The sequence below is a fragment of the Pseudomonas sp. GW821-FHT01E05 genome (assembly GCF_059422425.1).
The window spans coordinates 370,799-393,997 of the sequence record NZ_JBWKWW010000004.1; the positions used below are offsets into that span (position 1 = coordinate 370,799).

The window sequence follows — 23,199 nt, forward strand, 5'->3', positions numbered from 1 at the left end:
CTCAGGAATGAGCTTGAGAAAATTTATTAAGTTCCGGGCCGGCACTCGGCGGCTCCTTGAGCACCACGCGTTTGATCGGGCCGACGATCACCAGATAACTGAAGACCGCCACCAGCGCATTGCAACCGACAAACACCAGCGCCCATTTGAATGAACCGGTAGAGCTGATGATGTAGCCGATCACGATCGGCGTGGTAATCGAAGCGATGTTGCCAAACATGTTGAACAGGCCACCACTGAGGCCGGCGATCTGTTTCGGCGAGGTATCGGACACCACCGCCCAACCGAGCGCGCCAACACCTTTACCGAAGAACGCCAGGGCCATGAAACCCACCACCATCCACTCGATATCGACGTAGTTGCAGGCCACGATGCTGGTGGATAACAGCAAACCGCCAATAATCGGTGCCTTGCGGGCGAAGGTCAGGGAATGACCTTTGCGCAGTAGGTAGTCGGAAATAATCCCGCCCAATACGCCGCCGATAAAACCGCAGATGGCCGGCAAAGAAGCGATGAAACCCGCCTTCAAAATGGTCATGCCGCGCTCCTGAACCAGGTACACCGGGAACCAGGTCAGGAAGAAGTAGGTGATACCGTTGATGCAGTATTGGCCCAGGTACACGCCGAGCATCATCCGGTTGCTCAGCAACTGACGCACGTAGTCCCATTTCGGACCGTCGGTGCGCTTGCCCTTGCCTTTGTCCTGATCCATGTCGACCAGGCCGCCGTTATCGGCGATGTGTTTGAACTCGGCGTCGTTGATCATCGGATGCTGGCGCGGGCTGTGGATAATTTTCAGCCAGACCAGCGAGAACACAATGCCGATTGCGCCCATTACCACGAACACATGCTGCCAGCCGAAGCGGTAGACGATCCAGCCCATCAGCGGGGCGAAGATCACCGTGGCAAAGTATTGCGCCGAGTTGAAGATCGCCGACGCCGTTCCACGCTCTGCAGTCGGAAACCAGGCCGCAACGATGCGCGCATTACCGGGGAAGGATGGCGCTTCGGCCAGGCCCACCAGAAAGCGCAGCATGAACAATGCGACGATGGCGGTGGATACACCGATCTCACCCACATAGCCTTGCAGCACGGTGAACAGCGACCAGGTGAAAATGCTCAGGGCATAGACTTTTTTCGAACCGAAACGGTCGAGCAGCCAGCCGCCGGGGATTTGCCCGGCCACGTAGGCCCAGCCAAATGCGGAGAAGATATAGCCGAGGGTGACGGCGTCGATGCCAAGGTCTTTTTGCAGGCTGGAGCCTGCGATGGCGATGGTTGCGCGGTCGGCGTAGTTGATTGTGGTCACCAGAAACAGCATGAGCAAAATCAAATAGCGGACATGCGTCGGCTTGGTCGCTTGCATGTAGATGTACTCCCACTAATTATTTTTTTTGCGGGTAATGATTTTTGATTTCTGTAGGAGCGAGCTTGCTCGCGATGGTCGTCAACGATAACGCGGGGCATCAGGAATACCGCGGTAATTTCGAGTGCATCGCGAGCAATCGAGCGTCGACCGGCTGCTCCTACAGGGTGGTGCGTGTTACGAACCGACGTAGCTGGTTTTTACAACGGTGTAGAACTCCTGCGCGTAGCGACCTTGCTCGCGAGAACCATAGGATGAACCTTTTCGACCACCAAACGGCACATGGTAATCAACGCCGGCGGTCGGCAAATTGACCATCACCATCCCGGCCTGGGAGTGGCGCTTGAAGTGGTTGGCGTACTTCAGCGAGGTGGTGGCGATGCCCGCCGACAGACCGAATTCGGTGTCGTTGGCCATGGCCAGCGCTGCCTCGTAATCCGCTACACGAACGATATTGGCCACCGGTCCGAAGATCTCTTCACGGCTGATGCGCATCTGGGCCGAGCTGTCGGCAAACAGCGTCGGTGCGAGGAAGTAGCCTTCGGTATCGCAGGTCACCAGGCCACCGCCACTGACCAGTCGCGCACCTTCGGACTGGCCGATGTCGATGTACTTCAGATCCTGTTCAAGCTGCGCTTGAGAGACCACCGGACCGATATCGGTTCCGGACTTCAACGCATGGCCGACCTTGATCGAGCGCATACGCTCGGCCATGGCTTCGACGAATGTATCGTGAATCCCTGCGGTGACGATAAAACGGCTCGAGGCGGTGCAACGCTGCCCGGTGGAGTAGAACGCGCTCTGTACCGCCAGCTCGACCGCTTGCTTGAGGTCGGCATCGTCGAGAATGATCTGCGGGTTCTTGCCGCCCATTTCCAGTTGCACTTTAGCCTGGCGCGATACACAGCTGACCGCGATCTGCCGACCCACGCCGACCGAGCCAGTGAAGCTGATGCCGTCGACTTTCGGGCTGTTGACCATAGCGTCACCGATCACTCGGCCGCTGCCCATCACCAGGTTGAACACGCCAGCGGGGAAGCCTGCGCGGGAGATGATTTCCGCCAACGCCCAAGCGCAACCCGGCACCAGGTCGGCCGGTTTGAGCACCACGCAATTACCGTAGGCCAACGCCGGGGCGATCTTCCAGGCTGGAATGGCAATCGGGAAGTTCCACGGCGTGATCAGACCGACCACACCCAGGGCTTCGCGGGTGACTTCAACGTTGACGCCCGGACGCACCGACGGCAGGTAATCGCCCGACAAGCGCAGGCATTCACCGGCGAAGAACTTGAAGATGTTGCCGGCGCGGGACACTTCGCCAATAGCCTCGGGCAACGTTTTGCCCTCTTCCCGAGCGAGCAGCGTGCCGAGTTCTTCGCGACGGGCGAGGATCTCGCTGCCGACTTTATCCAGCGCATCACTGCGCGCCTGAATACCGGACGTCGACCAGGCCGGGAACGCGGCACGGGCAGCGTCGATGGCGGCGTGTACCTGAGCCAGGTCGGCCTTGGCGTATTCGCCAATGACATCGGACAACTCGGATGGATTGATATTGGTCGAGTAGTCGGTACCAGCGACCCATTGGCCGCCGATGTAGTTATCGAATCGTTTTGTATCTGACACGAGCAATCTCCTTGCACGATGGCCGCTGATTGCTCGGCGGCCCAGGAAAATTCTTACTGCGGACCTTGCTTGTCGATCAGCGCAGCCAGTGCTTCGTATTCTTCTGGCAGCAGATCAGTCAGCGGAGTGCGCACAGGGCCTGCGTCGTAGCCGGCAATTTTTGCTCCGGCCTTGACGATGCTCACCGCGTACCCGGCCTTGCGGTTGCGGATATCCAGGTACGGCAGGAAGAAGTCATCGATGATTTTGCCGACGGTGGCGTGATCTTCACGGGCGATGGCGTGATAGAAATCCATCGCGGTTTTCGGAATGAAGTTGAACACCGCCGAGGAGTAAACCGGTACGCCCAACGCCTTGTAAGCCGCGGCGTAGACCTCTGCGGTCGGCAAGCCACCAAGGTAGCTGAAGCGATCGCCGAGGCGACGACGGATCGACACCATCAACTCGATATCACCCACGCCATCCTTGTAGCCAATCAGATTCGGGCAGCGCTCAGCCAGGCGTTCCAGCAATGGCGCGGTCAGACGGCAGACGTTGCGGTTATAGACAATCACGCCGATTTTTACCGATTTGCACACCGCCTCAACGTGGGCGGCGACGCCGTCCTGGCTGGCTTCAGTCAGGTAATGCGGCAACAGCAACAAACCTTTGGCGCCCAGGCGCTCGGCTTCTTGAGCGTATTCGATGGCCTGGCGGGTAGAGCCGCCGACACCGGCAAGGATCGGCACACTGGCGGCGCAGGTGTCGACGGCCGTCTTGATGACTTGCGAATACTCGCTGGCCGCCAGGGAGAAGAACTCACCGGTGCCACCCGCCGCGAACAAGGCCGAGGCGCCATACGGGGCCAGCCACTCGAGACGCTTGATGTAGCCAGCGCGATGGAAGTCGCCCTGGGCATTGAAATCGGTCACCGGAAAAGACAGCAGACCGGAAGAGAGGATGGACTTCAGTTCTTGTGGATTCATTATTCGAACACCCTGGGAAGCACGTTGTGATGAAGAGGTACGTCAGCCTTGGCCGATGTCGTACGTCATCGTACAACTTAAATTATAATCGTCAACTGCAATTCATCTGATTGGCTCGATGATCTTCCCGTAGCAGTTGCCAAAGGCTACGTCCGGCCGCGAAGCGGTCGTAATCACTGATGACTATTAACCTGACCCTCGAACTGGCCTCAGGCCAATCCCTCAAAGGCGCACCGCTGGAACTGCTTTCCAATGGCGCGCCGATTGCCAGGGCGAGCGTGGATGAACAAGGGAATGTGGCGTTCAATGCCAAGCCCGTTGGAGGACAACTGGCGGTGAGAGTGGATCGTTCGATTCTCAAGAGCGGCTGAATCCGCTCGATGACCGCCTGTCGCTACTATCATTTCTGATAGTAGCGACAGGGTTCGCGCCGGCATAGATTCCAGCTTGACCTGGTCGCGGCCAAGTCAAGTCGGACGACTGAGAACCTCAGATGTCTTCAATTATTGAAAGAAGGAAATTTCATCATGACAGTGAAACAAAAAACTTATGTAGCACCTACTTTGTTAAACCGCTCCGGGCAGCCGCTGAACGGTGTGATCTCTATCCAAGCTAACTCTGCCGGCATTCTAGCCAGAATCGATACTCAAAACTTCCCTGTGGGTAAGGAGGTCTTGGTGAAATGGACTGCGGGGCCAAATTCCAACTGGAGTGATAAAGTATCCGGCACTGGAGCAGTGCTTGATGTCCTCATTGATCGCGGTGTCTATGCCACTCAGGAGGGCAAAAGGGGGCGCGTTACCTACACCGTAGACGGAATTGAATCTGACCCGGTTTCTGCAAACGTAGTTGCGTAAAGCCTCATACGATCACCAACCTAGCCCCGCTGCGCCTCTGCCTCTTCATGGGCGTGGCGCAGACGTTCGCGGCTATTGGTCAGGTGCAAACGCATGGCCGCACGGGCTGCGTCCGAGTCCTGGCGAGCAATCGCTTCATAAATTTCTTCGTGTTCACGACTCAAACGGCTCATGTAGTGCTGCTGGTCATCATGGGCCAGACGCGCGGAGTTGAGCCGGGTGCGAGGAATGATGCTGGTGCCCAGGTGGGTCATGATGTCAGTGAAGTAACGGTTGCCGGTGGCCAGTGCGATCTGCAGATGAAACTGGAAATCCGACGCTACCGCATCACCGGCACGGGCGGCACTTTCGTTAAGCGCATCCAGTGCCGCGCGCATCGCCGCCAACTGCTCGGCGCTACGGCGTTGCGCCGCGAGGCCGGCAGACTCCACTTCCAGGCTGATACGCAGCTCAAGAATCGCCAACACATCACGCAAGGTCACCACGGTCGCCGGATCGATACGAAAGCCGCTCGGGCTGGGTGTGTCCAGCACAAAGGTGCCGATACCGTGGCGAGTCTCGACCTGCCCTGCGGCCTGCAAGCGCGAAATCGCTTCGCGCACCACGGTGCGGCTGACGCCATGAGCCTCCATGATCGCTGACTCGGTGGGCAGCTTGTCACCGCGCTGCAGCTGACCGTCGCGGATCTGCTCGGACAACACCGTCACCAACTCTTGCGCAAGGCTGCGACGTTTGCGCGGAAGGCGTGGCGCCTCGATCTGGTTTTCCATGGTGAACATCTTTCTCGGCAAACGGCTGAACCCGTATCATAGCTCAACCGGGTTGTACGATCACTGTTGACTACGCCGTCACCGTTTGCTCGACCAAGTGACCACCCTCGATGCGCACATGCCGTGAGTGGAAACGCTTGAGACTGCTGCGATGCCCGACGCTGACGATGCTCAAGCCCGGCAACTGATGAATCAAGGCTTGATAAAGCGCCGCTTCGTCTTCTTCGTCCATCGCCGAAGTGGCTTCATCCATGTACAGCCAATGCGGGGCGTAGAGCAGCGCGCGGGCAAAGGCCAAGCGTTGCTGTTCGCCCGGCGACAACATGCGCTGCCAGTGATTGCTCTCATCCAGACGCGGGATCAGATGCGGTAAACGGCAGGTCTCCAGCACTTGCACATAACGCTCGTGAGGATAAACGTCACCCGGCTGTGGATAACTCAGGGCGTCGCGCAGGCTGCCAATCGGCAAATAAGGCTTTTGCGGCAGGAATAGATAGCGCTGGGCCGGCAAGCGGATATTGCCGTGGCCGCTGGGCCAGAGGTGACCCATAGCCCGCAGCAAGGTACTTTTGCCGCTACCGGAACGGCCGCTGAGCATCAATCGCTCACCCGCCGCAACACTCATGTTGGCGCCGGCCAGCAAATGACGGCCGTCGGCCAGGTCCAGCCCCAGGTTGTGCACTTTCAGCTCATCGCCCTGGCTCTGCACATCTATTGCCGGCGGCCGCTCTTCGTTTTCGCTCATGGCCTGGTGAAAGCTCAGCAACCGGTCACAGGTGGCGCGCCACGCTGCGATCTCGGAGTACGCGGTGATGAACCAGCTGAAGTTCTCCTGAACGTTGCCGAACGCCGAGTTGATTTGCATCAGCTCGCCGAGCTCGATCTTGCCGGTAAAGTAACGCGGTGCCGCGACGATGAACGGGAAGATAATAGCAATCTGACCATAACCGGCTGTGAAGAATGTCAGGCGTTTTGACACCCTCATGATCTCCCAGAAATTCTGCCAGACCATGCCAAAACGGGTACTCAGCCGTTTGTTCTCGTTGGGTTCGCCGTTATACAGCGCAATGCTCTCGGCATTTTCACGGACCCGTACCAGGGAAAAACGCAGGTCAGCTTCAAAGCGTTGTTGTTGGTTGTTCAAGCTGATCAGGCGCCGGCCGATCAAATGAGTCAGCCAACTGCCAACCACCGCATACACCAGCGCGCACCAGAACATGTAACCGGGAATGGTGTAGCCGAAGACTTCGATACTACCCGACACGCCCCAGAGAATGATCGAGAACGAGACCAGACTGACCACGGTCCGGATCAACCCCAACCCAAGGCTCAAGGTGTTGGAGGTGAAGCTGTTGAGGTCTTCGGAAATCCGTTGGTCCGGGTTATCGGTATAACCGCCCTGTTCCAACTGGTAGTAGTTCTTGCTTCCAAGCCAGCGGGCAAAATGATGCTCGGTCAGCCAGGCCCGCCAGCGGATGGTCAGCATCTGCGTCAGATACAACCGATACACCGCCCCGAGGATAGCCACTGCGGCGATCCCGCAGAAATACAGAATCAACTGCCAGAACGCCGCATCGTCCTTCTTTTGCAGCGCGTTATAGAAGTCTTTGTACCAACTGTTGATCCACACCGAGATCGCCACGCTGAACAATGACAGCGCGATCACGGCTATTAACAGCGTCCATGCCTTACCCTTCTCCTCACTGCGCCAGTACGGCGTAGTCATGCGCCAGACCCGCCGCAGGAATTGCCCACTCACAGCGTCGTTGACCGCAGAATATTCAGCGTTCTGATTCATTGTTCAGGCTCTATAGGGAAAAGAACACGCGTCGAGCCGATCATAGATGATCAGCCCGGGTTATCGCGAGTCTGGAGATATTCGTTCAGCGCCCGTTCAGCGGCGAACGGGACGTTTCTGCAGTTTGCGCTGCAGGGTACGACGGTGCATGCCCAGGGCGCGGGCAGTGGCGGAGATGTTGCCTTCGTGCTCGGTCAGCACGCGCTGGATGTGCTCCCATTGCAGACGGTCCACCGACATCGGGTTTTCCGGCACCAGGGTGTCGAGGTCGGCATGCTCGGAAAGCAGAGCTGCCAGCACGTCATCGGCATCCGCCGGTTTGCACAGATAATTGCAGGCGCCGCGCTTGATGGCCTCGACCGCCGTGGCGATGCTCGAATAGCCCGTCAGGATCAACACGCGCATTTCCGGGTCGAGCTCGAGCAGCTTGGGCAGCAGCACCAATCCCGAGTCGCCGTCCATTTTCAGATCCAGTGCGGCGTAGTCCGGAATGTCCTGCTGGGCGATGGTCAGCCCCTCTTCGGCAGAACCTGCGGTGCTCACGCGAAAACCGCGGCGGTTCATGGCGCGCGCCATGACGCGGGTGAAGGTAGCGTCATCGTCTACCAGCAATAAATGCGGCAGTTCTTCGCCTTCGACTTGGATCTCGTCACTCATGTTCGTCTCCTCGGGCGACACGGGGCAGGCGCAGCTCGGTGAGCGTACCGCCTTCCTCATGACTATAGAGTTTCACTGAGCCGCCGGCGCGTGTCACGCTGGCCTTGCTCAAAAACAGGCCCAGGCCGAAACCTTTGCCCTTGGTGGTAAAAAATGGCTTGCCGATTTGCTCGGCAATCGCCAGCGGCACACCGGCGCCGTGGTCGCGAATACTGATGGTGAGGTTTTCGGCGTCCCAATCCAGATGCACTTCCAGGCCTTCGGGGCAGGCATCGGCGGCATTGTTCAGCAGATTGAGCAACGCCTGGGTCAGGTCCGGCGGCGGCGCCAATCGCGGCACCGGGCCCTGGCCCAGACGCTGGAGGCGGTAACTGGCCTCCGGACGCATCAGGTGCCAGCGGTTCAGCGCTTCGTCGAGCCAGTCGGTGACGTCTTGCATGTCCACCGCCAAACGGCGATTGGCTTCAGCGGCGCGGACCAATTGCTGCAAGGTCTCTTTGCACAGCTTTACCTGGTCCTGGAGCACGCTCAAATCATCCTGCAGCAACGGGTCGTGGTGGTCCTGACGCATTTCCTTGAGCAGCACGCTCATGGTTGCCAGCGGCGTGCCCAATTCATGGGCGGCACCGGCGGCTTGCGTGGCCACGGCCAGCAGTTGTTGATCGCGCAGGCCTTCTTCGCGGCGGATCGCCCGCAACTCTTCCTGACGACGCAGTTCCTCGGCCATCCTCGCCGCGAAGAAGGTAATCACCGCCGCTGCCAATGCAAAGCTCAGCCACATGCCGTAGATCTGCATCTTCTCCCGGGCGATCGGGAAGGTATCCAGCGGGTAGAACTGCGCCAGCAGCAAAGTGTACATCGTCAAGGCGATGCCGGAGAGAACCACCGAATAACGCCAAGGCAAGGTCACTGCAGCGATGGTCAGCGGCACCAGGTAATAGGAAACGAAAGGGTTGGTCGAGCCGCCAGAGAAGTACAGCAAGGCACTGTGGATAAACAGGTCACAGGCCAGTTGAAGGGCGTATTCCAGCTCAGTCACCGGCCACGATGTGCGCAGGCGAATGGCGGTGAAAGCGCACAGCACCATGGAAAAACCGAGGGTCACCGCCAGTTGCAGCCAGGGCAACGGCAGCAAATCGAACCAGTAGGCGAGCCCCACCGAACCGGCTTGGGCGGCCAGTACCAGCGTGCGGATAAAAGTCAGACGCCAAAGGTTCTGGCGAGTGGCGGAAAGCAATTGAACGGGGGCGAGCATGAGCTCTCCTGATGAGCGCTCCAGGCGGATCGCGATGAGTATAACCAAGCCGCGCCTCCCACAGGCAAACTGCGGCAAACGGCCACAGTCCAGTCGGGATCTTCGGCGGCTGTCAGGGCGCCTCGCGGGCAAGCCTTGCTCCTGCAGGGACCGCGCAATTAGGAGCGAGGCTTGCCTGCGATCGACCGCGAAGCGGTCGTCATCAGCCTTAGATGTATAGAAGTTGTAACCAGGTGAACCGGAGAATAGAAGCTACAGTCTGATGGTTTCACGCAGGCTCGGACCATAGCCCCTGCGGATTGCACTCAAGGAGTTTCCATGCATACATTCAGCCGCAGCGCTGCCCTACTTGCCCTGAGCACTGGCGCCCTCGCCAGCCTGCCGGCCCTGGCCGCCGATGAGCTTCATTACAACCAGATTTCCCTGCGCGCCGAAGTCAGCCAGGAAGTGGCCCGCGACCTGATGATCGTGACCCTCTACAGCGAACAGCAGAATACCGACCCGGCCAAACTCGCCGCCGACATCAGCACCACCATCAACAAGGCGCTGGGCCAGGCTCGTCAGGTCAAGGACATCACCTTGCGTCAGGGCAGCCGCAACAGCTACCCGATCTACGACACCAAAGGCCAGAAAATCACCGGCTGGCGCGAACGTGCCGAACTGCGCCTGGAAAGTCCGGACTTCGCCGCGCTGTCCAGGCTGACCGGCGAACTGCTGACGGACCTGAAAATGGGCGGCATGGATTTCGCCATCGCCAACCCGACCCGCAAGGCCAGCGAAGACGCCTTGCTCAAAGAAGCCGTCGGCGCCTTCAAGGCCCGCGCACAACTGGCCACCGAGGCACTGGGCGGCAAGGGTTACAAAATCGTCAACCTGAACCTCAACAGCAACGGTTACCCGCGCCCCTACATGCGCGCACCGATGATGATGAAAGCCGCCAGCATGGATTCAGCGCCGGTGACCCCGGAAGTCGAACCCGGCACCAGCCAGGTCAGCATGACGGCCGATGGTTCGATTGAAGTGTTGATGCCTTAATCGTTCCCACGCTCTGCGTGGGAACGATCATCCCTCTCGCTACGGATTGACCCGGCAGGCCTGATCCAGCGCCTTATCCACCAACAGCTTGCTCAACTCGATCATCTGATAAATCCCCAACACCACACTGCGTCGCGAGTCTTCGAGATCGAAGGCCAGGTCGCAGGCGATGGCATTGGCGCTTGCGAGAGTCTCGGAGGCACTGGCCAGCAGCAATTCGGTGTCGAGGTCGGGGGCTACGGTGAAGATATTGACCGACCGCGTGCCAGGGGATTTATCAAGTGATGGCGCCAGGTAATGCTCAAGGGCCCGATCCGCAGCGGCACGGTCCTTGAGCAGGTCTTCGGCGCTCAGAGCATCCGGGATTGGCGTGGTTATATTGAAGGGTGGGTCTGGGACGATCTTGTCCATGCATAAGCTCCTACTGAAATGGGAGCCATCACTTGCCGGTCTCACTCGACAAAGAGGTGGCAGCTATGTACGGGGTGAGAATACCGGACAGTAGGACTCCGGCCAGACCGAAGTCTGCCCGCACACAGCCGCCATAACGCATTTTGCAGACGAAAAAAAACGCCGACAACGATTATGGTGGTGCTGGCGCTTTGCGCCTACTGATTCCTGGGTTCTCACGCCCTATCGCTGATTCGCAGCAACGACCAAAGGTTAGGCAAGCTCCAACTCCCACGCAACCGCCAGAGTTCGTCGGAAAATTCTCCCCCGCAGACTCGGCCGACAGCGCTTTCTGTAGGAGAAACGCACCCCCCAAAAAAAACAGGCCGGCCGGTAGGCCGCCTCGCCTTGTTTTTGATCTGCCCGCCCCTTCGGAAGGCCGAGTGGAGGTGCTCATCAGGGGGGTGGCGCGTAGCGCCGTCAGCGAAGCTGATTCCGCCGCAATGCGGCGCCCCCTGATGAGCGCCGGAGCGAGGGAACGCCGAGCCTTGGCGAGGTGCCGTACGCTCGGGGCAAGCCCTTTTGGGTCCTTTTGGGGCGTTTGCCAAAAGGGCCTCGCCGTAAGGGCGAAACCCTAAGTGGCCGTTACCGCAGGAATGGATATGTACACCGGCAAGAGATTGGTCGGCTGTCAGGCCGCCATCGCGAGCAATCGAGCGTCGACCGGCTGCTCCTACAAGGGATCTGTGTACACCAGCAAGAGACAGGCCGCCTTCGCAGACAAGCGATCGATTCACGCCTACCGACAATTTGACTCCACACACCCCAACAGCGCTACTCTCGACGACCACCGTACTCATCAAAACCGCTCTAAACGGCCATCCCAGGGGACTCCATGGAAAGAATCACCTTCAAACCGCTACTGCTCGCTGCCAGCCTCCTTGCCTGCGCGCCACTGGCTCAGGCCGCGACCACACTGGTGTACTGCTCCGAGGCCAGTCCCGCCGGCTTCGATCCCAGCCAATACACCAGCGGCACCGATTTCGACGCCTCCGCCGAAACCGTCTTCAACCGCCTCACGCAGTTCAAGCGCGGCGGCACCGAAGTTGAACCTGGACTGGCGACAAGTTGGGATGTATCCAGGGACGGTCTGACCTACACCTTTCATCTTCGTGAAGGGGTGAAATTTCACACCACCGACTACTTCAAGCCGACGCGCGATTTCAACGCCGACGATGTGCTGTTCACCTTCCAGCGCTTGCTCGACGCCGACAGCCCGTTTCGCAAGGCTTACCCGTCCGAGTCGCCCTACTTCACCGACATGGGCCTGAACACCACGATCAAGAGCATCAATAAAGTCGATGAACACACCGCCAGTTTCAGCCTGAACAACGTCGACGCAGCCTTCGTGCAGAACCTGGCGATGAGCTTCGCTTCGATCCAGTCCGCCGAATACGCCGCGCAGTTGCTTAAAGAAGGCAAAGCCGCAGACATCAATCAGAAGCCGGTCGGCACCGGGCCGTTTGTGTTCAAGCGCTATCAGAAGGATTCGCAGATCCGCTACAGCGCAAACACCGCGTATTGGAAACCCGAGGATGTGAAGCTCGACAATCTGATTTTCTCGATCACCCCGGACGCCTCGGTGCGCCTGCAGAAACTCAAGGCTGGCGAATGCCAGGTCAGCGGCTATCCGCGTCCGGCCGACATCGAAATCATGGAGCAGGACCCAAACCTGCGAGTGCTCAAACAAGCCGGTTTCAACCTGGGCTTCCTGGCATACAACGTGACCCACAAGCCGCTGGACCAGCTCAAGGTTCGTCAGGCCCTGGACATGGCCATCGATAAGCCGGCGATTATCAAAGCCGTCTACCAAAGTGCCGGGCAGCTGGCGCAAAACGCTCTGCCGCCTGCGCAATGGTCTTATGACCCGAACATCAAGGACGCGCCCCACGACCCGGTCAAGGCCCGTGCGCTACTGAAAGAAGCAGGCATTGCCCCCGGTACCACCATCGATTTATGGGCGATGACGGTGCAGCGCGCCTCCAATCCCAACGCGCGGATGTCAGCACAGATGATCCAGCAGGACTGGGCCAAGGTCGGGATCAAGGCCAACATCGTCAGCTATGAGTGGGGTGAGTACATCAAGCGCGCCAAGAACGGCGAACACGACACCATGATTTATGGCTGGACGGGAGACAACGGCGACCCGGATAACTGGCTCGGTGTGCTCTACAGTTGCGCCGCGGTCAAAGGCAGCAACTACGCCAAATGGTGCGACCCGGCCTACGACCAGTTAGTACAAAAAGCCAAAGTCAGTACCGATCGTCAGGAACGTATAACGCTCTACCAACAGGCCCAAAAAATTCTTAAGGAACAAGTACCTATCACACCGATTGCGAATTCGACGGTATTCCAGCCGCTGCGCAAGGAAGTGCAGAACTTCAAAATCAGCCCGTTTGGCCTGACTCCGTTCTACGGTGTGGGTATAAATAAGTAACACCATCGCCCCAACCGGGTGCGCCAGACGCTCCCGGTTGACCTCATTCGGTGCGCCCAACGCACCGAGTAAACCGCTTGCAAACGGTAAAATGCGTCAGAATTTATACCAATGCGACATTCGTGTACGTTCGTACCACTGTTTCAGACTTGTGACCGCTCAGGATCTTGCATTGGGTATGGGGCCTGCATAAGTATCCGCAGGTCGACTCACGAGGTCGTCCTCTAACTCCAAAAATGACAACAAATCATGAGGCCACCATGCTTAAACACGCGGTCATTCCGTTTTTAGTCGGCGCAAGCTTGTTAGCTAGCGCACCTTTCGCCCAAGCTGCGACTAACCTGGTGTTCTGCTCCGAAGGGAGCCCGGCCGGTTTCGATCCTGGTCAGTACACCACCGGAACCGACTTCGACGCCTCAGCAGAAACCATGTTCAACCGTTTGAGCCAGTTCGAACGTGGCGGCACCGCCGTTGTTCCTGGCCTGGCCACCAGCTGGGACATTTCCCCGGATGGCCTGACCTACACCTTCCATCTGCGCGACGGGGTGAAATTCCACACCACACCGTATTTCAAGCCGACGCGTAACTTCAACGCCGACGACGTGCTGTTCACCTTCAATCGCATGATTAACAAGGATGACCCGTTCCGTAAGGCGTACCCGACCGAATTCCCGTACTTCACCGACATGGGGATGGACACCAACATCACCAAGATCGATAAAGTCGACGATCACACCGTCAAGTTCACCCTCAAAGAAGTTGATGCCGCGTTCATCCAGAACATGGCCATGAGCTTCGCTTCGGTCCAGTCCGCCGAGTACGCTGCCCAGTTGCTCAAGGAAGGCAAAGCCGCCGATATCAACCAGAAGCCGGTCGGCACTGGTCCGTTCGTGTTCAAGAGCTACCAGAAAGACTCCAACATCCGTTACACCGGGAACAAGGACTACTGGAAGCCTGACGACGTCAAGATCGACAACCTGATCTTCGCCATCACCACCGACCCGTCGGTGCGTATTCAGAAGCTGAAAAAGAACGAGTGCCAAATCACTCTGTTCCCACGCCCGGCCGACCTGAAGGCGCTGAAAGAAGACAAGACTCTGAAGGTGCCTGACCAGGCTGGTTTCAACCTGGGTTACATCGCCTACAACGTGATGGACAAGATCAAGGGCAGCGATCAGCCGAACCCGATGGCTCAACTGAAAGTGCGTCAGGCACTGGACATGGCCGTCAACAAACAGCAGATCATCGACTCGGTTTACCAGGGTGCGGGTCAACTGGCGGTCAACGCCATGCCGCCAACCCAGTGGTCTTACGACACCACCATCAAGGATGTGCCGTACAACCCTGAGAAAGCCAAAGAGCTGCTCAAGGAAGCCGGCATCAAGGAAGGCACCGAGATCAACCTGTGGGCGATGCCGGTGCAGCGTCCTTACAACCCGAACGCCAAACTGATGGCTGAAATGCTGCAGTCCGACTGGGCCAAGATTGGTATCAAGGCCAAGATCGTGACCTATGAGTGGGGCGAGTACATCAAGCGCTCCAAAGGCGGCGAAAACGGCGCGATGCTGATTGGCTGGAGCGGCGACAACGGTGACCCGGACAACTGGCTGAACGTGCTGTTCGGCTGCGATTCGCTGCAGGGCAACAACTTCTCCAAGTGGTGTGACAAGAAGTTTGACGGCATCGTGAAAGAAGCCAAGCGCACCACCGATCAGGCCAAGCGCACCGAACTGTACAAACAGGCGCAACACGTCCTCAAAGACGCCGTTCCAATGACACCTATCGCTCACTCGACGGTGTTCCAACCCATGCGCAACAACGTGCAGGACTTCAAGATCAGCCCGTTTGGCTTGAACTCCTTCTACGGCGTCAGCGTCAGCAAATAAGGTCTGGCAACGGCGGCGTCCCTGACGTCGCCGTTGCTTTACCTGCCAGGACCGCAGAATCCGCTTACATCCGAAACCGCTGCGTACTACAGCAGCGGCTGTAGGGCGTATTGCCTTTTCCTACGCGTCTTTCAGGCCTTACGCATTTACCGCCTCGCCTGCGACTCATACCGTCGAGGCACGGCAGTTATACGATTTTGGCCGGCACTGCTGTACGCGATGGTTTGGGATCAGTGATACCCGCACGTCCCGGGACGGGGCGATTGCTCGCTGATCAAGACACTAACAAGAGAAGGAGCGTCATGCGCCACACCTTGGTTACATCCGCATTGCCGGGCACAGGCTTGCTGGCCGGCACATCGATCAGTCAGGCCTCCAGCAATAACCTGGTGTTCTGCCCGGAAGGTAGCCCGGCTGTCGGCATCACTTCGTAAATAGCTGACCGAATCCCGGAGCGCGAATTTCGCTCTCCAGCAATCGTGTTGCCTGAAATCGGCCAACTGGCCTCTAGCAAACGTTTGCAATGCCTTGTTTGAATTAAAAACCAATAGCCGGACGAGCAAAAACCGGCATCAAAAAAGAAAGAACGGAGCTTCACCCATGAGATTGAGCAGCACCGCGTTATTAGCCTTGGCCATCAGCAGCATTACGGCCACCGCCTACGCAGAAAGCGTGAGCCAGGACTTCGTTCCAACCCAGCTCAACAGCACCAGCGCACAGGCCGATACCAAAGGTTTTATCGAAGGGCAAAGCCTGTCGGGGACTACCCGTAACTGGTATGCCAACGAGTTGAAGCGTCGTGATGACCGCTTCAAATATCAAAAAGACGGCGCGCTCACCACGACTCCACGTCGTATCAACTGGGTTCAAGGCACAATCCTCAATTACACCTCGGGCTTTACCCAAGGCACTGTAGGTTTCAGTACTGAAGTCGCGGCGTACAACGCGATTGCTCTGGATCGCAGCCGTCACGACGTCGCGGCTGGTAACGGTGGCGCCAGTGGGAGCAACCGGACCCTGACTGACAGCAGCGGTGATCCGCTAGATCAATGGAGCAAACTGGGTCTGGCCAACGTCAAGGCGCGTGTATCCAACACCACCCTGACTGCCGGTCGCCAGAACTTCAGCACACCGATTGTCGATGTCATCGGCAACCGCCCTCTGCCTTCAAGTTTCGAAGGTGTGAGCATCCACAGCGAAGAGTTCAATAACCTGTCGTTCGATGCCGGTACCTTCGATCGCGTGTCGCCACGGACCGAGCAAAGCCTGTCGAAATTCCGCTCGGAATACTCCAACAACGGCGCTGAAACCGACCACGTGAACATCGTCGGCCTCAACTACCAGCCGCTGAAAAGCCTGAAGACCAGCCTGTATGCCTCCAATGTCGAAGACTTCTGGAACCAGTACTACTTCGGCGCCACTCACGAACTGGGCGATAGCTCGGTTCTGAGCCTGACCACTGGCCTGAACTACTACAAAACCGTCGACACCGGCAAAAAAGAGATGGGTGAAATCGACAACGATGCCTACTCGCTGTCGTTCGGCCTGACTCACCAGGCCCATAGCCTGACGTTCTCCTACCAGGGAATTAACGGTGACGAGTACTTCGACTACCTGCACGAAACCAACGGTATCTACCTGGCCAACTCCCTGCTTTCGGACTTCAACGGCCCGAACGAAAAGTCCTTCCAGATCGCCTACGGCCTCAACATGGCTGAATACGGCGTTCCAGGCCTGAAGTTCAACATCTACCAGGCCCGCGGCTGGGGCATCGACGGTACGCATTACACCGGCACCGCCTATGACGTGAAAAACCTGGATGGCGAGCACCACTATGAATACGGCATCGGTGCGTCCTACGCCGTACAGAGCGGCCCGCTGAAAGCCACCGCCGTCCGCGCGACCTACACCACGCACCGCGCCAGTGAGAATCAGGGCGACGGCAACATCAACGAATTCCGTCTGGTCACCACCATTCCATTCAACATTCTCTAAAGCGCCAGTTAAACGGCGGATTCATGATGAATCCCCCGTTCAAGCCAGTCTGGTTCAATTGATTGCAGAGGGCTCCTAATGAAGATGCTCCCCTTACAAGCCGCTATTGCCGCCGCGCTGTTGAGTGTCGCTGTCGGTATTTCGGCCAAACCCTTGGTGGTCTGCACCGAAGCCAGCCCGGAAGGCTTCGATATGGTCCAGTACACGACTGCAGTCACAGCCGATGCGGTGGCCGAAACCATCTTCAATCGTCTGGTGGACTTCAAACCCGGCACGACCGAAATCGCCCCTGCGCTGGCCGAAAGCTGGGACATCAGCCCGGACGGCCTGAGCTACACCTTCCACCTGCGCAAAGGTGTGAAGTTCCACACCACTGACTACTTCAAGCCCACCCGCGACATGAATGCCGACGACGTGGTCTGGAGTTTCCAGCGTCAGCTGGACCCGAAACACCCATGGCATGACAAGTCCAGCGTGGGCTTTCCGTACTTCGAAAGCATGGGTTTCAAAGAGCTGCTCAAAAGCGTCGAAAAACTCGACGACTACACCGTCAGGTTCACCCTGACCCGTCCCGAGGCACCGTTCCTGCCTGACGTGGCCATGGCATTCTCCTCGATCTTCCCGGCCGAGTACGCCGACCAGTTGCTCAAGGCTGGCAAGACCAACGACCTCAACAGCAAACCGATCGGCACCGGCCCGTTTGTCTTCCAGCGTTACGCCAAGGATGCCCAGGTTCGCTTCAAAGCCAACCCCGATTACTTCCGTGGCGCACCACCAAGTGAAGTGCTGATCCTGGCCATCGCCGTCGACAACAATGTGCGTCAGCAGAAGCTCAAGGCCAACGAGTGCCAGATCGCCCTCTATCCAAAACCCGATGACATTCCAAACCTCAAGGCTGATCCAAACCTGAAGGTCGATGAAATCGAAGCGATGACCACCTCGTATACCGCGCTCAATACCTCCCGCAAGTACATGAGCGACGTGCGAGTACGTCAGGCGGTCGAAATCGCCTTCGACAAGCAGGCCTATGTCAACGCGCTGTTCGGCAAGGGTAACGCCCTGACCGCCGTCAACCCGTATCCGCCGACCTTGTTGGGCTACAACAGTAAACTGCAGAACCCGCCCCACGACCTGGACAAGGCCCGCGCCCTGCTCAAGGAAGCCGGCGTGCCGGAAGGCACTGTATTCACCTTGTTCACCCGTAACGGCGGCGGCCCGACCAACCCCAACCCGATGCTCGGCGCACAGATGATGCAGGCCGATCTGGCCAAAGTCGGGATCAAACTCGACATCCGCGTCATGGAATGGGGGGAAATGCTCAAGCGCGCCAAAAACGGTGAACACGATATGGTGTCCGCCGGATGGGCGGGCGATAACGGCGACCCGGATAACTTCCTGACGCCTATGCTCAGTTGTGAGGCGGCGAAAAACGGCGAAAACTACGCCCGCTGGTGCAACGAGAAGTTCCAGGCGCTGATCGACCAGGCCCGTGAGAAGACTGATCCGGCCGAACGTGCGGCGCTCTATGAGCAAGCCCAGGAGATTTTCCACCAGGACCAGCCCTGGATCAGCATGGCACACACAAGAATGTTTACTGCCATGCGCAAGAACGTCGAGGGTTATCACATTAGCCCTCTGACCACTAACAACTTCGCTACCACCCTGGTGAAGTAGATAAGAAACGTCCGTCACCGTTGATCCCAGCGGTGCCGGACACGCCTAACCGGCTGATGAGGTACACCAGAAGATGTTTAGTTTTATTGCCCGCCGCGTGGGGTTGTTGATCCCCACCTTCTTCGGCATCACCTTGCTGACTTTCGCTTTGATTCGCATGATCCCCGGCGACCCCGTGGAAGTGATGATGGGCGAACGTCGGGTCGACCCTGAGATGCATGCCCAGGCAATGGAACGCCTGGGTCTGAACAAACCACTGTATGCCCAGTATCTGGACTACATCGGCAAACTCGCCCACGGCGACCTTAGCGAATCCCTGCGTACCCGTGAAAGCGTCTGGACCGAATTCACCTCGCTGTTCCCGGCGACCCTGGAGCTGTCCTCGGCTGCCCTGCTGTTCGCCGGTGTCCTCGGGCTGCTGGCCGGGGTGATCGCCGCCTTGAAGCGAGGATCGCTGTTCGACCATGGCGTGATGGGCATCTCCCTTGCGGGTTATTCGATGCCGATCTTCTGGTGGGGCCTGATCCTGATCATGTTCTTCTCGGTATCGCTGGGCTTGACGCCAGTCTCCGGGCGGATCGATCTGCTTTACGACATCGAGCCAAGAACCGGCTTCATGCTGATCGACACCCTGCTGGCCAATGACACCAGCGCCTTCTTCGATGCCCTGCATCACCTGATCCTTCCGGCCATCGTGCTCGGCACCATCCCGCTGGCGGTGATCGCCCGGATGACCCGCTCCTCGATGCTCGAAGTGCTGCGCGAAGACTACATTCGTACCGCCCGGGCCAAAGGCCTGTCGCCAGCGCGCGTGGTATTTGTGCACGGTCTGCGTAACGCCTTGATCCCGGTACTGACCGTTGTCGGTCTGCAAGTCGGCACCCTGCTGGCCGGCGCGGTTTTGACCGAAACCATTTTCTCCTGGCCCGGCATCGGCAAATGGCTGATTGAAGCCATTGGCGCCCGAGACTACCCGGTGGTGCAAAACGGCATCCTGTTAATCGCCTGCCTGGTGATTATGGTCAACTTCGTGGTGGACATCCTCTACGGCTTTGCCAACCCACGCATCCGTCACCAGCGCTGAGATCATACTAATGAGCACTCCAACATCCTCAATAGCAGTCGATCAAAGCCTGCTTTATCCATCACCGTACAAAGAGTTCTGGCAAGCCTTCTCGAAAAACAAAGGGGCGGTCGCCGGTCTGCTGTTCATGATCCTCGTGGTGTTTTGCGCACTGTTCGCGCCATGGGTTGCCCCACACAACCCCAGCGAACAATTCCGTGACTTCCTGCTGACCCCGCCAGCCTGGCTCGAAGGCGGCCAGCTGCAGTTCCTGCTCGGTACCGATGAGTTGGGGCGTGACCTGCTGTCACGGCTGATCACCGGCTCACGCCTGTCACTGCTGATCGGTCTGTCATCGGTGGTCATGTCACTGATTCCGGGCGTTCTGCTGGGCCTGTTCGCCGGGTTCTTCCCGCGCGTGCTCGGCCCGACCATCATGCGCCTGATGGACATCATGCTGGCCCTGCCCTCCTTGCTGCTGGCTGTGGCGATTGTCGCCATCTTAGGCCCTGGCCTGATCAACACCGTCATCGCCATCGCCGTGGTTTCGTTGCCGTCCTATGTCCGTCTGACCCGCGCTGCGGTGATGGGCGAACTGAACCGCGACTACGTGACCGCCGCGCGCCTGGCCGGTGCCGGTCTGCCGCGCCTGATGTTCATCACCGTGCTGCCTAACTGCATGGCGCCGCTGATCGTTCAGGCGACCTTGAGCTTCTCCTCGGCGATTCTCGATGCCGCAGCCCTGGGCTTCCTCGGCCTTGGCGTACAACCGCCAACCCCTGAGTGGGGCACCATGCTGGCTTCGGCTCGCGACTACATCGAACGCGCCTGGTGGGTCGTCAGCCTGCCTGGTTTGACCATTTTGCTCAGCGTGCTGGCAATCAACTTGATGGGTGACGGCCTGCGCGATGCGCTGGACCCGAAACTCAAGAACGCCGCCTGAGGAGATTCAAATGTCACTGTTAGAAATCAAGAATCTCAACGTTCGCTTTGGCGACAAAAACGCCGTACCGGTGGTCGACGGTCTCGACCTTTCCGTGGACAAGGGCGAAGTACTGGCCATCGTTGGCGAATCGGGTTCCGGCAAGTCCGTGACCATGATGGCGCTGATGGGCCTGATCGAGCACCCGGGCATCGTCACCGCTGACGCCCTCAGCTTCGACGGCCAGGACATGCTCAAGCTCAGCGCCCGCCAACGTCGGCGCATTGTCGGCAAGGACCTGGCGATGGTTTTCCAGGATCCGATGACCGCACTCAACCCAAGCTACACCGTGGGTTTCCAGATCGAAGAAGTGCTGCGTCTGCACCTGAAAATGTCCAGCAAGGCCGCCCGCAAGCGCGCCATCGAGCTGCTGGAAAAAGTCGAAATCCCGGGCGCCGCGAGCCGTATGGACGCCTACCCGCATCAACTCTCCGGCGGTATGAGTCAACGTGTGGCGATTGCCATGGCGATTGCCGGCGAACCCAAACTTCTGATCGCTGACGAACCGACCACCGCGTTGGACGTGACGATTCAGGCGCAGATCATGGACCTGCTGCTCAACCTGCAACAAGAGCACAACATGGGCCTGGTGCTGATCACTCACGACCTGGCGGTGGTTGCCGAAACCGCCCAGCGCGTGTGCGTGATGTACGCCGGCCAAGCGGTAGAAGTCGGTCAGGTGCCGCAGTTGTTCGACATCCCGGCGCACCCGTACAGCGAAGCGCTGCTCAAGGCCATTCCCGAACACAGCCTGGGTTCCTCGCGCCTGGCCACCCTGCCGGGCATCGTTCCCGGCCGTTATGACCGTCCGCAAGGCTGCCTGCTGTCGCCGCGCTGCCCGTACGTGCAGGACAGCTGTCGTCAACAACGTCCAGGTCTGGACCCGAAAACCAACAGCCTCGCCCGCTGCTTCTACCCCTTGAATCAGGAGGTGGCGTAATGAGCGTCGTTCTCACCGCCCGCGACCTTACCCGTCACTACGAAGTTTCCCGAGGCCTGTTCAAAGGCACCGCGCTGGTTCGCGCGCTCAATGGCGTGTCGTTCGAACTGGAAGCCGGCAAGACCCTCGCTGTTGTAGGCGAGTCGGGCTGCGGTAAATCGACCCTGGCCCGCGCCCTGACGCTGATCGAAGAACCCTCCTCCGGTTCGCTGAAAATCGCAGGGCAAGAAGTGGCCGGTGCCAACAAGGCCGAACGCAAGCAGCTGCGCAAAGATGTGCAGATGGTTTTCCAGAGCCCTTACGCCTCCTTGAATCCACGGCAGAAAATCGGCGACCAGCTCGCTGAACCGCTGCTGATCAACACCAGTCTGTCCGCCGCCGAGCGTCGCGAGAAAGTCCAGGCGATGATGAAGCAGGTTGGCTTGCGCCCTGAGCACTACCAGCGTTACCCACACATGTTCTCCGGTGGTCAGCGCCAGCGGATTGCCTTGGCTCGAGCGATGATGTTGCAACCCAAAGTGCTGGTGGCGGACGAACCGACTTCGGCCCTCGACGTGTCGATTCAGGCGCAGGTACTCAACCTGTTCATGGACCTTCAGCAAGAGTTCAACACTGCCTACGTGTTCATCTCTCACAACCTCGCGGTGGTGCGCCATGTCGCCGATCAGGTGCTGGTGATGTACCTCGGCCGCCCGGTGGAAATGGGTCCCAAAGAAGACATCTACACTCGTCCTCTGCACCCCTACACCCAGGCACTGCTGTCGGCTACACCGACCATCCATCCGGACCCGAGCAAGCCGAAAATCAAGATCGTCGGCGAATTGCCTAACCCGCTCAATCCGCCGTCCGGCTGCGCCTTCCACAAGCGCTGCCCGTACGCCACCGAGCGCTGCAGCACCGAAGAGCCGGTCCTGCGCTCACTCGACAACCGCCAGGTGGCCTGCCATTACGCCGAGCAATTCGTCGTATAAGCCGGGCATGAAAAAGCGCCCTCTTGGGGGCGCTTTCAACGAGTTATCCAAACCCCTCCATCAGGATTGCGCATCAGTCCGGCAAGAGGGGTTTTCTTTTGTCTGGATACTTAACCCTGGGTATCGTCTTCGGGATTATCGTCGGTGGTCGAGTCGTCATCGCCTTTACTGCCGCCCTGATCCTGCCCTCCAGATTCGGATTCGGACTTGGCGGCAATCAAACCACTGCTCTGAACACTTTTTGCCGCCCAGAAACCCTGGTCCTGTACCGCGCCGCTGCTCGCCCACGCTGCCGAAGTGCCCACCGACAGCAACACCAGCACTTTGATCAGTAAAACCATGCGTTGAAAAATGCTCATAGCTGATTCCATCCTTTCGTAGGTGAATCACCGAAGCCACAGACCTTGTGCGCAAGGACCGCAGCGCTGTCTGAAATCTAGTCCGGATATACGGGATACACCAGATAGGACACTAA

The 23,199-nt window shown here is 58.5% G+C and carries 21 protein-coding genes; 12 read left to right on the plus strand and 9 right to left on the minus strand.

Features of this window, described 5'->3' with window-relative positions:
- Position 1: 1 nt before the first annotated feature.
- The 3 genes from AC07W5_RS11015 to kdgD all read right to left on the minus strand — a co-directional run bounded on the left by AC07W5_RS11015 (position 2) and on the right by kdgD (position 3,954).
- Positions 2–1,366: an MFS transporter gene (locus AC07W5_RS11015; protein WP_494995206.1), complete on the minus strand. Its 1,365-nt coding sequence runs from the start codon at positions 1,364–1,366 to the stop codon at positions 2–4.
- Between the two features lie 177 nt (positions 1,367–1,543).
- Positions 1,544–2,989 carry an aldehyde dehydrogenase family protein gene (locus tag AC07W5_RS11020; RefSeq protein WP_494995207.1) on the minus strand — a complete coding sequence of 482 codons (1,446 nt, stop codon included), beginning with the start codon at positions 2,987–2,989 and terminating at the stop codon, positions 1,544–1,546.
- A 53-nt stretch (positions 2,990–3,042) separates the two neighbouring features.
- A complete protein-coding gene (kdgD, locus tag AC07W5_RS11025; protein ID WP_494995208.1) occupies positions 3,043–3,954 on the minus strand; it encodes a 5-dehydro-4-deoxyglucarate dehydratase in 912 nt (303 codons plus the stop codon).
- 179 nt (positions 3,955–4,133) lie between these two features.
- Between kdgD and AC07W5_RS11030 the strand changes: the two genes are divergently transcribed.
- Both AC07W5_RS11030 and AC07W5_RS11035 read left to right on the plus strand, forming a co-directional pair.
- Positions 4,134–4,325: a hypothetical protein gene (locus AC07W5_RS11030; protein ID WP_495010233.1), complete on the plus strand. Its 192-nt coding sequence runs from the start codon at positions 4,134–4,136 to the stop codon at positions 4,323–4,325.
- A 156-nt stretch (positions 4,326–4,481) separates the two neighbouring features.
- Positions 4,482–4,811 carry a hypothetical protein gene (locus AC07W5_RS11035; protein ID WP_495010232.1) on the plus strand — a complete coding sequence of 110 codons (330 nt, stop codon included), beginning with the start codon at positions 4,482–4,484 and terminating at the stop codon, positions 4,809–4,811.
- Between the two features lie 20 nt (positions 4,812–4,831).
- Here the strand turns inward: AC07W5_RS11035 and AC07W5_RS11040 are convergent, their stop codons facing one another.
- The 4 genes from AC07W5_RS11040 to AC07W5_RS11055 all read right to left on the minus strand — a co-directional run bounded on the left by AC07W5_RS11040 (position 4,832) and on the right by AC07W5_RS11055 (position 9,291).
- Positions 4,832–5,581: a FadR/GntR family transcriptional regulator gene (locus tag AC07W5_RS11040; RefSeq protein ID WP_495023336.1), complete on the minus strand. Its 750-nt coding sequence runs from the start codon at positions 5,579–5,581 to the stop codon at positions 4,832–4,834.
- A 70-nt stretch (positions 5,582–5,651) separates the two neighbouring features.
- Positions 5,652–7,379 carry an ABC transporter ATP-binding protein/permease gene (locus tag AC07W5_RS11045; protein ID WP_495023337.1) on the minus strand — a complete coding sequence of 576 codons (1,728 nt, stop codon included), beginning with the start codon at positions 7,377–7,379 and terminating at the stop codon, positions 5,652–5,654.
- Positions 7,380–7,475: 96 nt separating this feature from the next.
- Positions 7,476–8,036: a response regulator transcription factor gene (locus AC07W5_RS11050; protein ID WP_494995211.1), complete on the minus strand. Its 561-nt coding sequence runs from the start codon at positions 8,034–8,036 to the stop codon at positions 7,476–7,478.
- Complete coding sequence (locus AC07W5_RS11055; RefSeq protein WP_495023338.1) at positions 8,029–9,291, minus strand: ATP-binding protein; 1,263 nt, start codon at positions 9,289–9,291, stop codon at positions 8,029–8,031. The genes AC07W5_RS11050 and AC07W5_RS11055 overlap by 8 nt, the downstream gene beginning before the upstream one ends.
- Before the next feature lie 318 nt (positions 9,292–9,609).
- On the opposite strand from AC07W5_RS11055, the gene AC07W5_RS11060 reads away from it, so the two are divergent.
- Entirely contained in the window at positions 9,610–10,326 is a 717-nt protein-coding gene (locus AC07W5_RS11060; protein ID WP_494995213.1) for an SIMPL domain-containing protein, read from the plus strand.
- A 39-nt stretch (positions 10,327–10,365) separates the two neighbouring features.
- Here AC07W5_RS11060 and AC07W5_RS11065 read toward each other — a convergent pair whose 3' ends face one another.
- On the minus strand, positions 10,366–10,737 hold the full coding sequence (locus AC07W5_RS11065) for a DUF6124 family protein (RefSeq protein ID WP_495023339.1): 372 nt from the start codon (positions 10,735–10,737) through the stop codon (positions 10,366–10,368).
- 874 nt (positions 10,738–11,611) lie between these two features.
- Between AC07W5_RS11065 and AC07W5_RS11070 the strand changes: the two genes are divergently transcribed.
- From AC07W5_RS11070 to AC07W5_RS11110, 9 genes are all read left to right on the plus strand, one after another.
- Complete coding sequence (locus AC07W5_RS11070; RefSeq protein ID WP_495023340.1) at positions 11,612–13,213, plus strand: ABC transporter substrate-binding protein; 1,602 nt, start codon at positions 11,612–11,614, stop codon at positions 13,211–13,213.
- Positions 13,214–13,473: 260 nt separating this feature from the next.
- Complete coding sequence (locus AC07W5_RS11075) at positions 13,474–15,099, plus strand: ABC transporter substrate-binding protein (protein WP_494995322.1); 1,626 nt, start codon at positions 13,474–13,476, stop codon at positions 15,097–15,099.
- Between the two features lie 302 nt (positions 15,100–15,401).
- Complete coding sequence (locus tag AC07W5_RS11080) at positions 15,402–15,533, plus strand: hypothetical protein (protein ID WP_495023425.1); 132 nt, start codon at positions 15,402–15,404, stop codon at positions 15,531–15,533.
- Positions 15,534–15,699: 166 nt separating this feature from the next.
- Positions 15,700–17,094 (plus strand): OprD family porin, encoded by a 1,395-nt coding sequence (locus tag AC07W5_RS11085; protein WP_495023341.1) that lies wholly within the window; start codon positions 15,700–15,702, stop codon positions 17,092–17,094.
- 78 nt (positions 17,095–17,172) lie between these two features.
- Positions 17,173–18,768 (plus strand): ABC transporter substrate-binding protein, encoded by a 1,596-nt coding sequence (locus AC07W5_RS11090; protein WP_494995324.1) that lies wholly within the window; start codon positions 17,173–17,175, stop codon positions 18,766–18,768.
- Between the two features lie 73 nt (positions 18,769–18,841).
- Entirely contained in the window at positions 18,842–19,852 is a 1,011-nt protein-coding gene (locus tag AC07W5_RS11095; protein ID WP_495023342.1) for an ABC transporter permease subunit, read from the plus strand.
- A 10-nt stretch (positions 19,853–19,862) separates the two neighbouring features.
- Positions 19,863–20,774 (plus strand): ABC transporter permease subunit, encoded by a 912-nt coding sequence (locus AC07W5_RS11100; protein WP_495023343.1) that lies wholly within the window; start codon positions 19,863–19,865, stop codon positions 20,772–20,774.
- A 10-nt stretch (positions 20,775–20,784) separates the two neighbouring features.
- Complete coding sequence (locus AC07W5_RS11105) at positions 20,785–21,753, plus strand: ABC transporter ATP-binding protein (protein WP_494995327.1); 969 nt, start codon at positions 20,785–20,787, stop codon at positions 21,751–21,753.
- The gene (locus AC07W5_RS11110) at positions 21,753–22,724 is read left to right on the plus strand and encodes a peptide ABC transporter ATP-binding protein (RefSeq protein WP_494995328.1); all 972 of its coding nucleotides are present in this window, start codon (positions 21,753–21,755) and stop codon (positions 22,722–22,724) included. Before AC07W5_RS11105 ends, AC07W5_RS11110 begins: the two co-directional genes overlap by 1 nt.
- Before the next feature lie 110 nt (positions 22,725–22,834).
- Here the strand turns inward: AC07W5_RS11110 and AC07W5_RS11115 are convergent, their stop codons facing one another.
- Positions 22,835–23,083 (minus strand): hypothetical protein, encoded by a 249-nt coding sequence (locus AC07W5_RS11115; protein WP_495023344.1) that lies wholly within the window; start codon positions 23,081–23,083, stop codon positions 22,835–22,837.
- Positions 23,084–23,199: the final 116 nt, after the last annotated feature.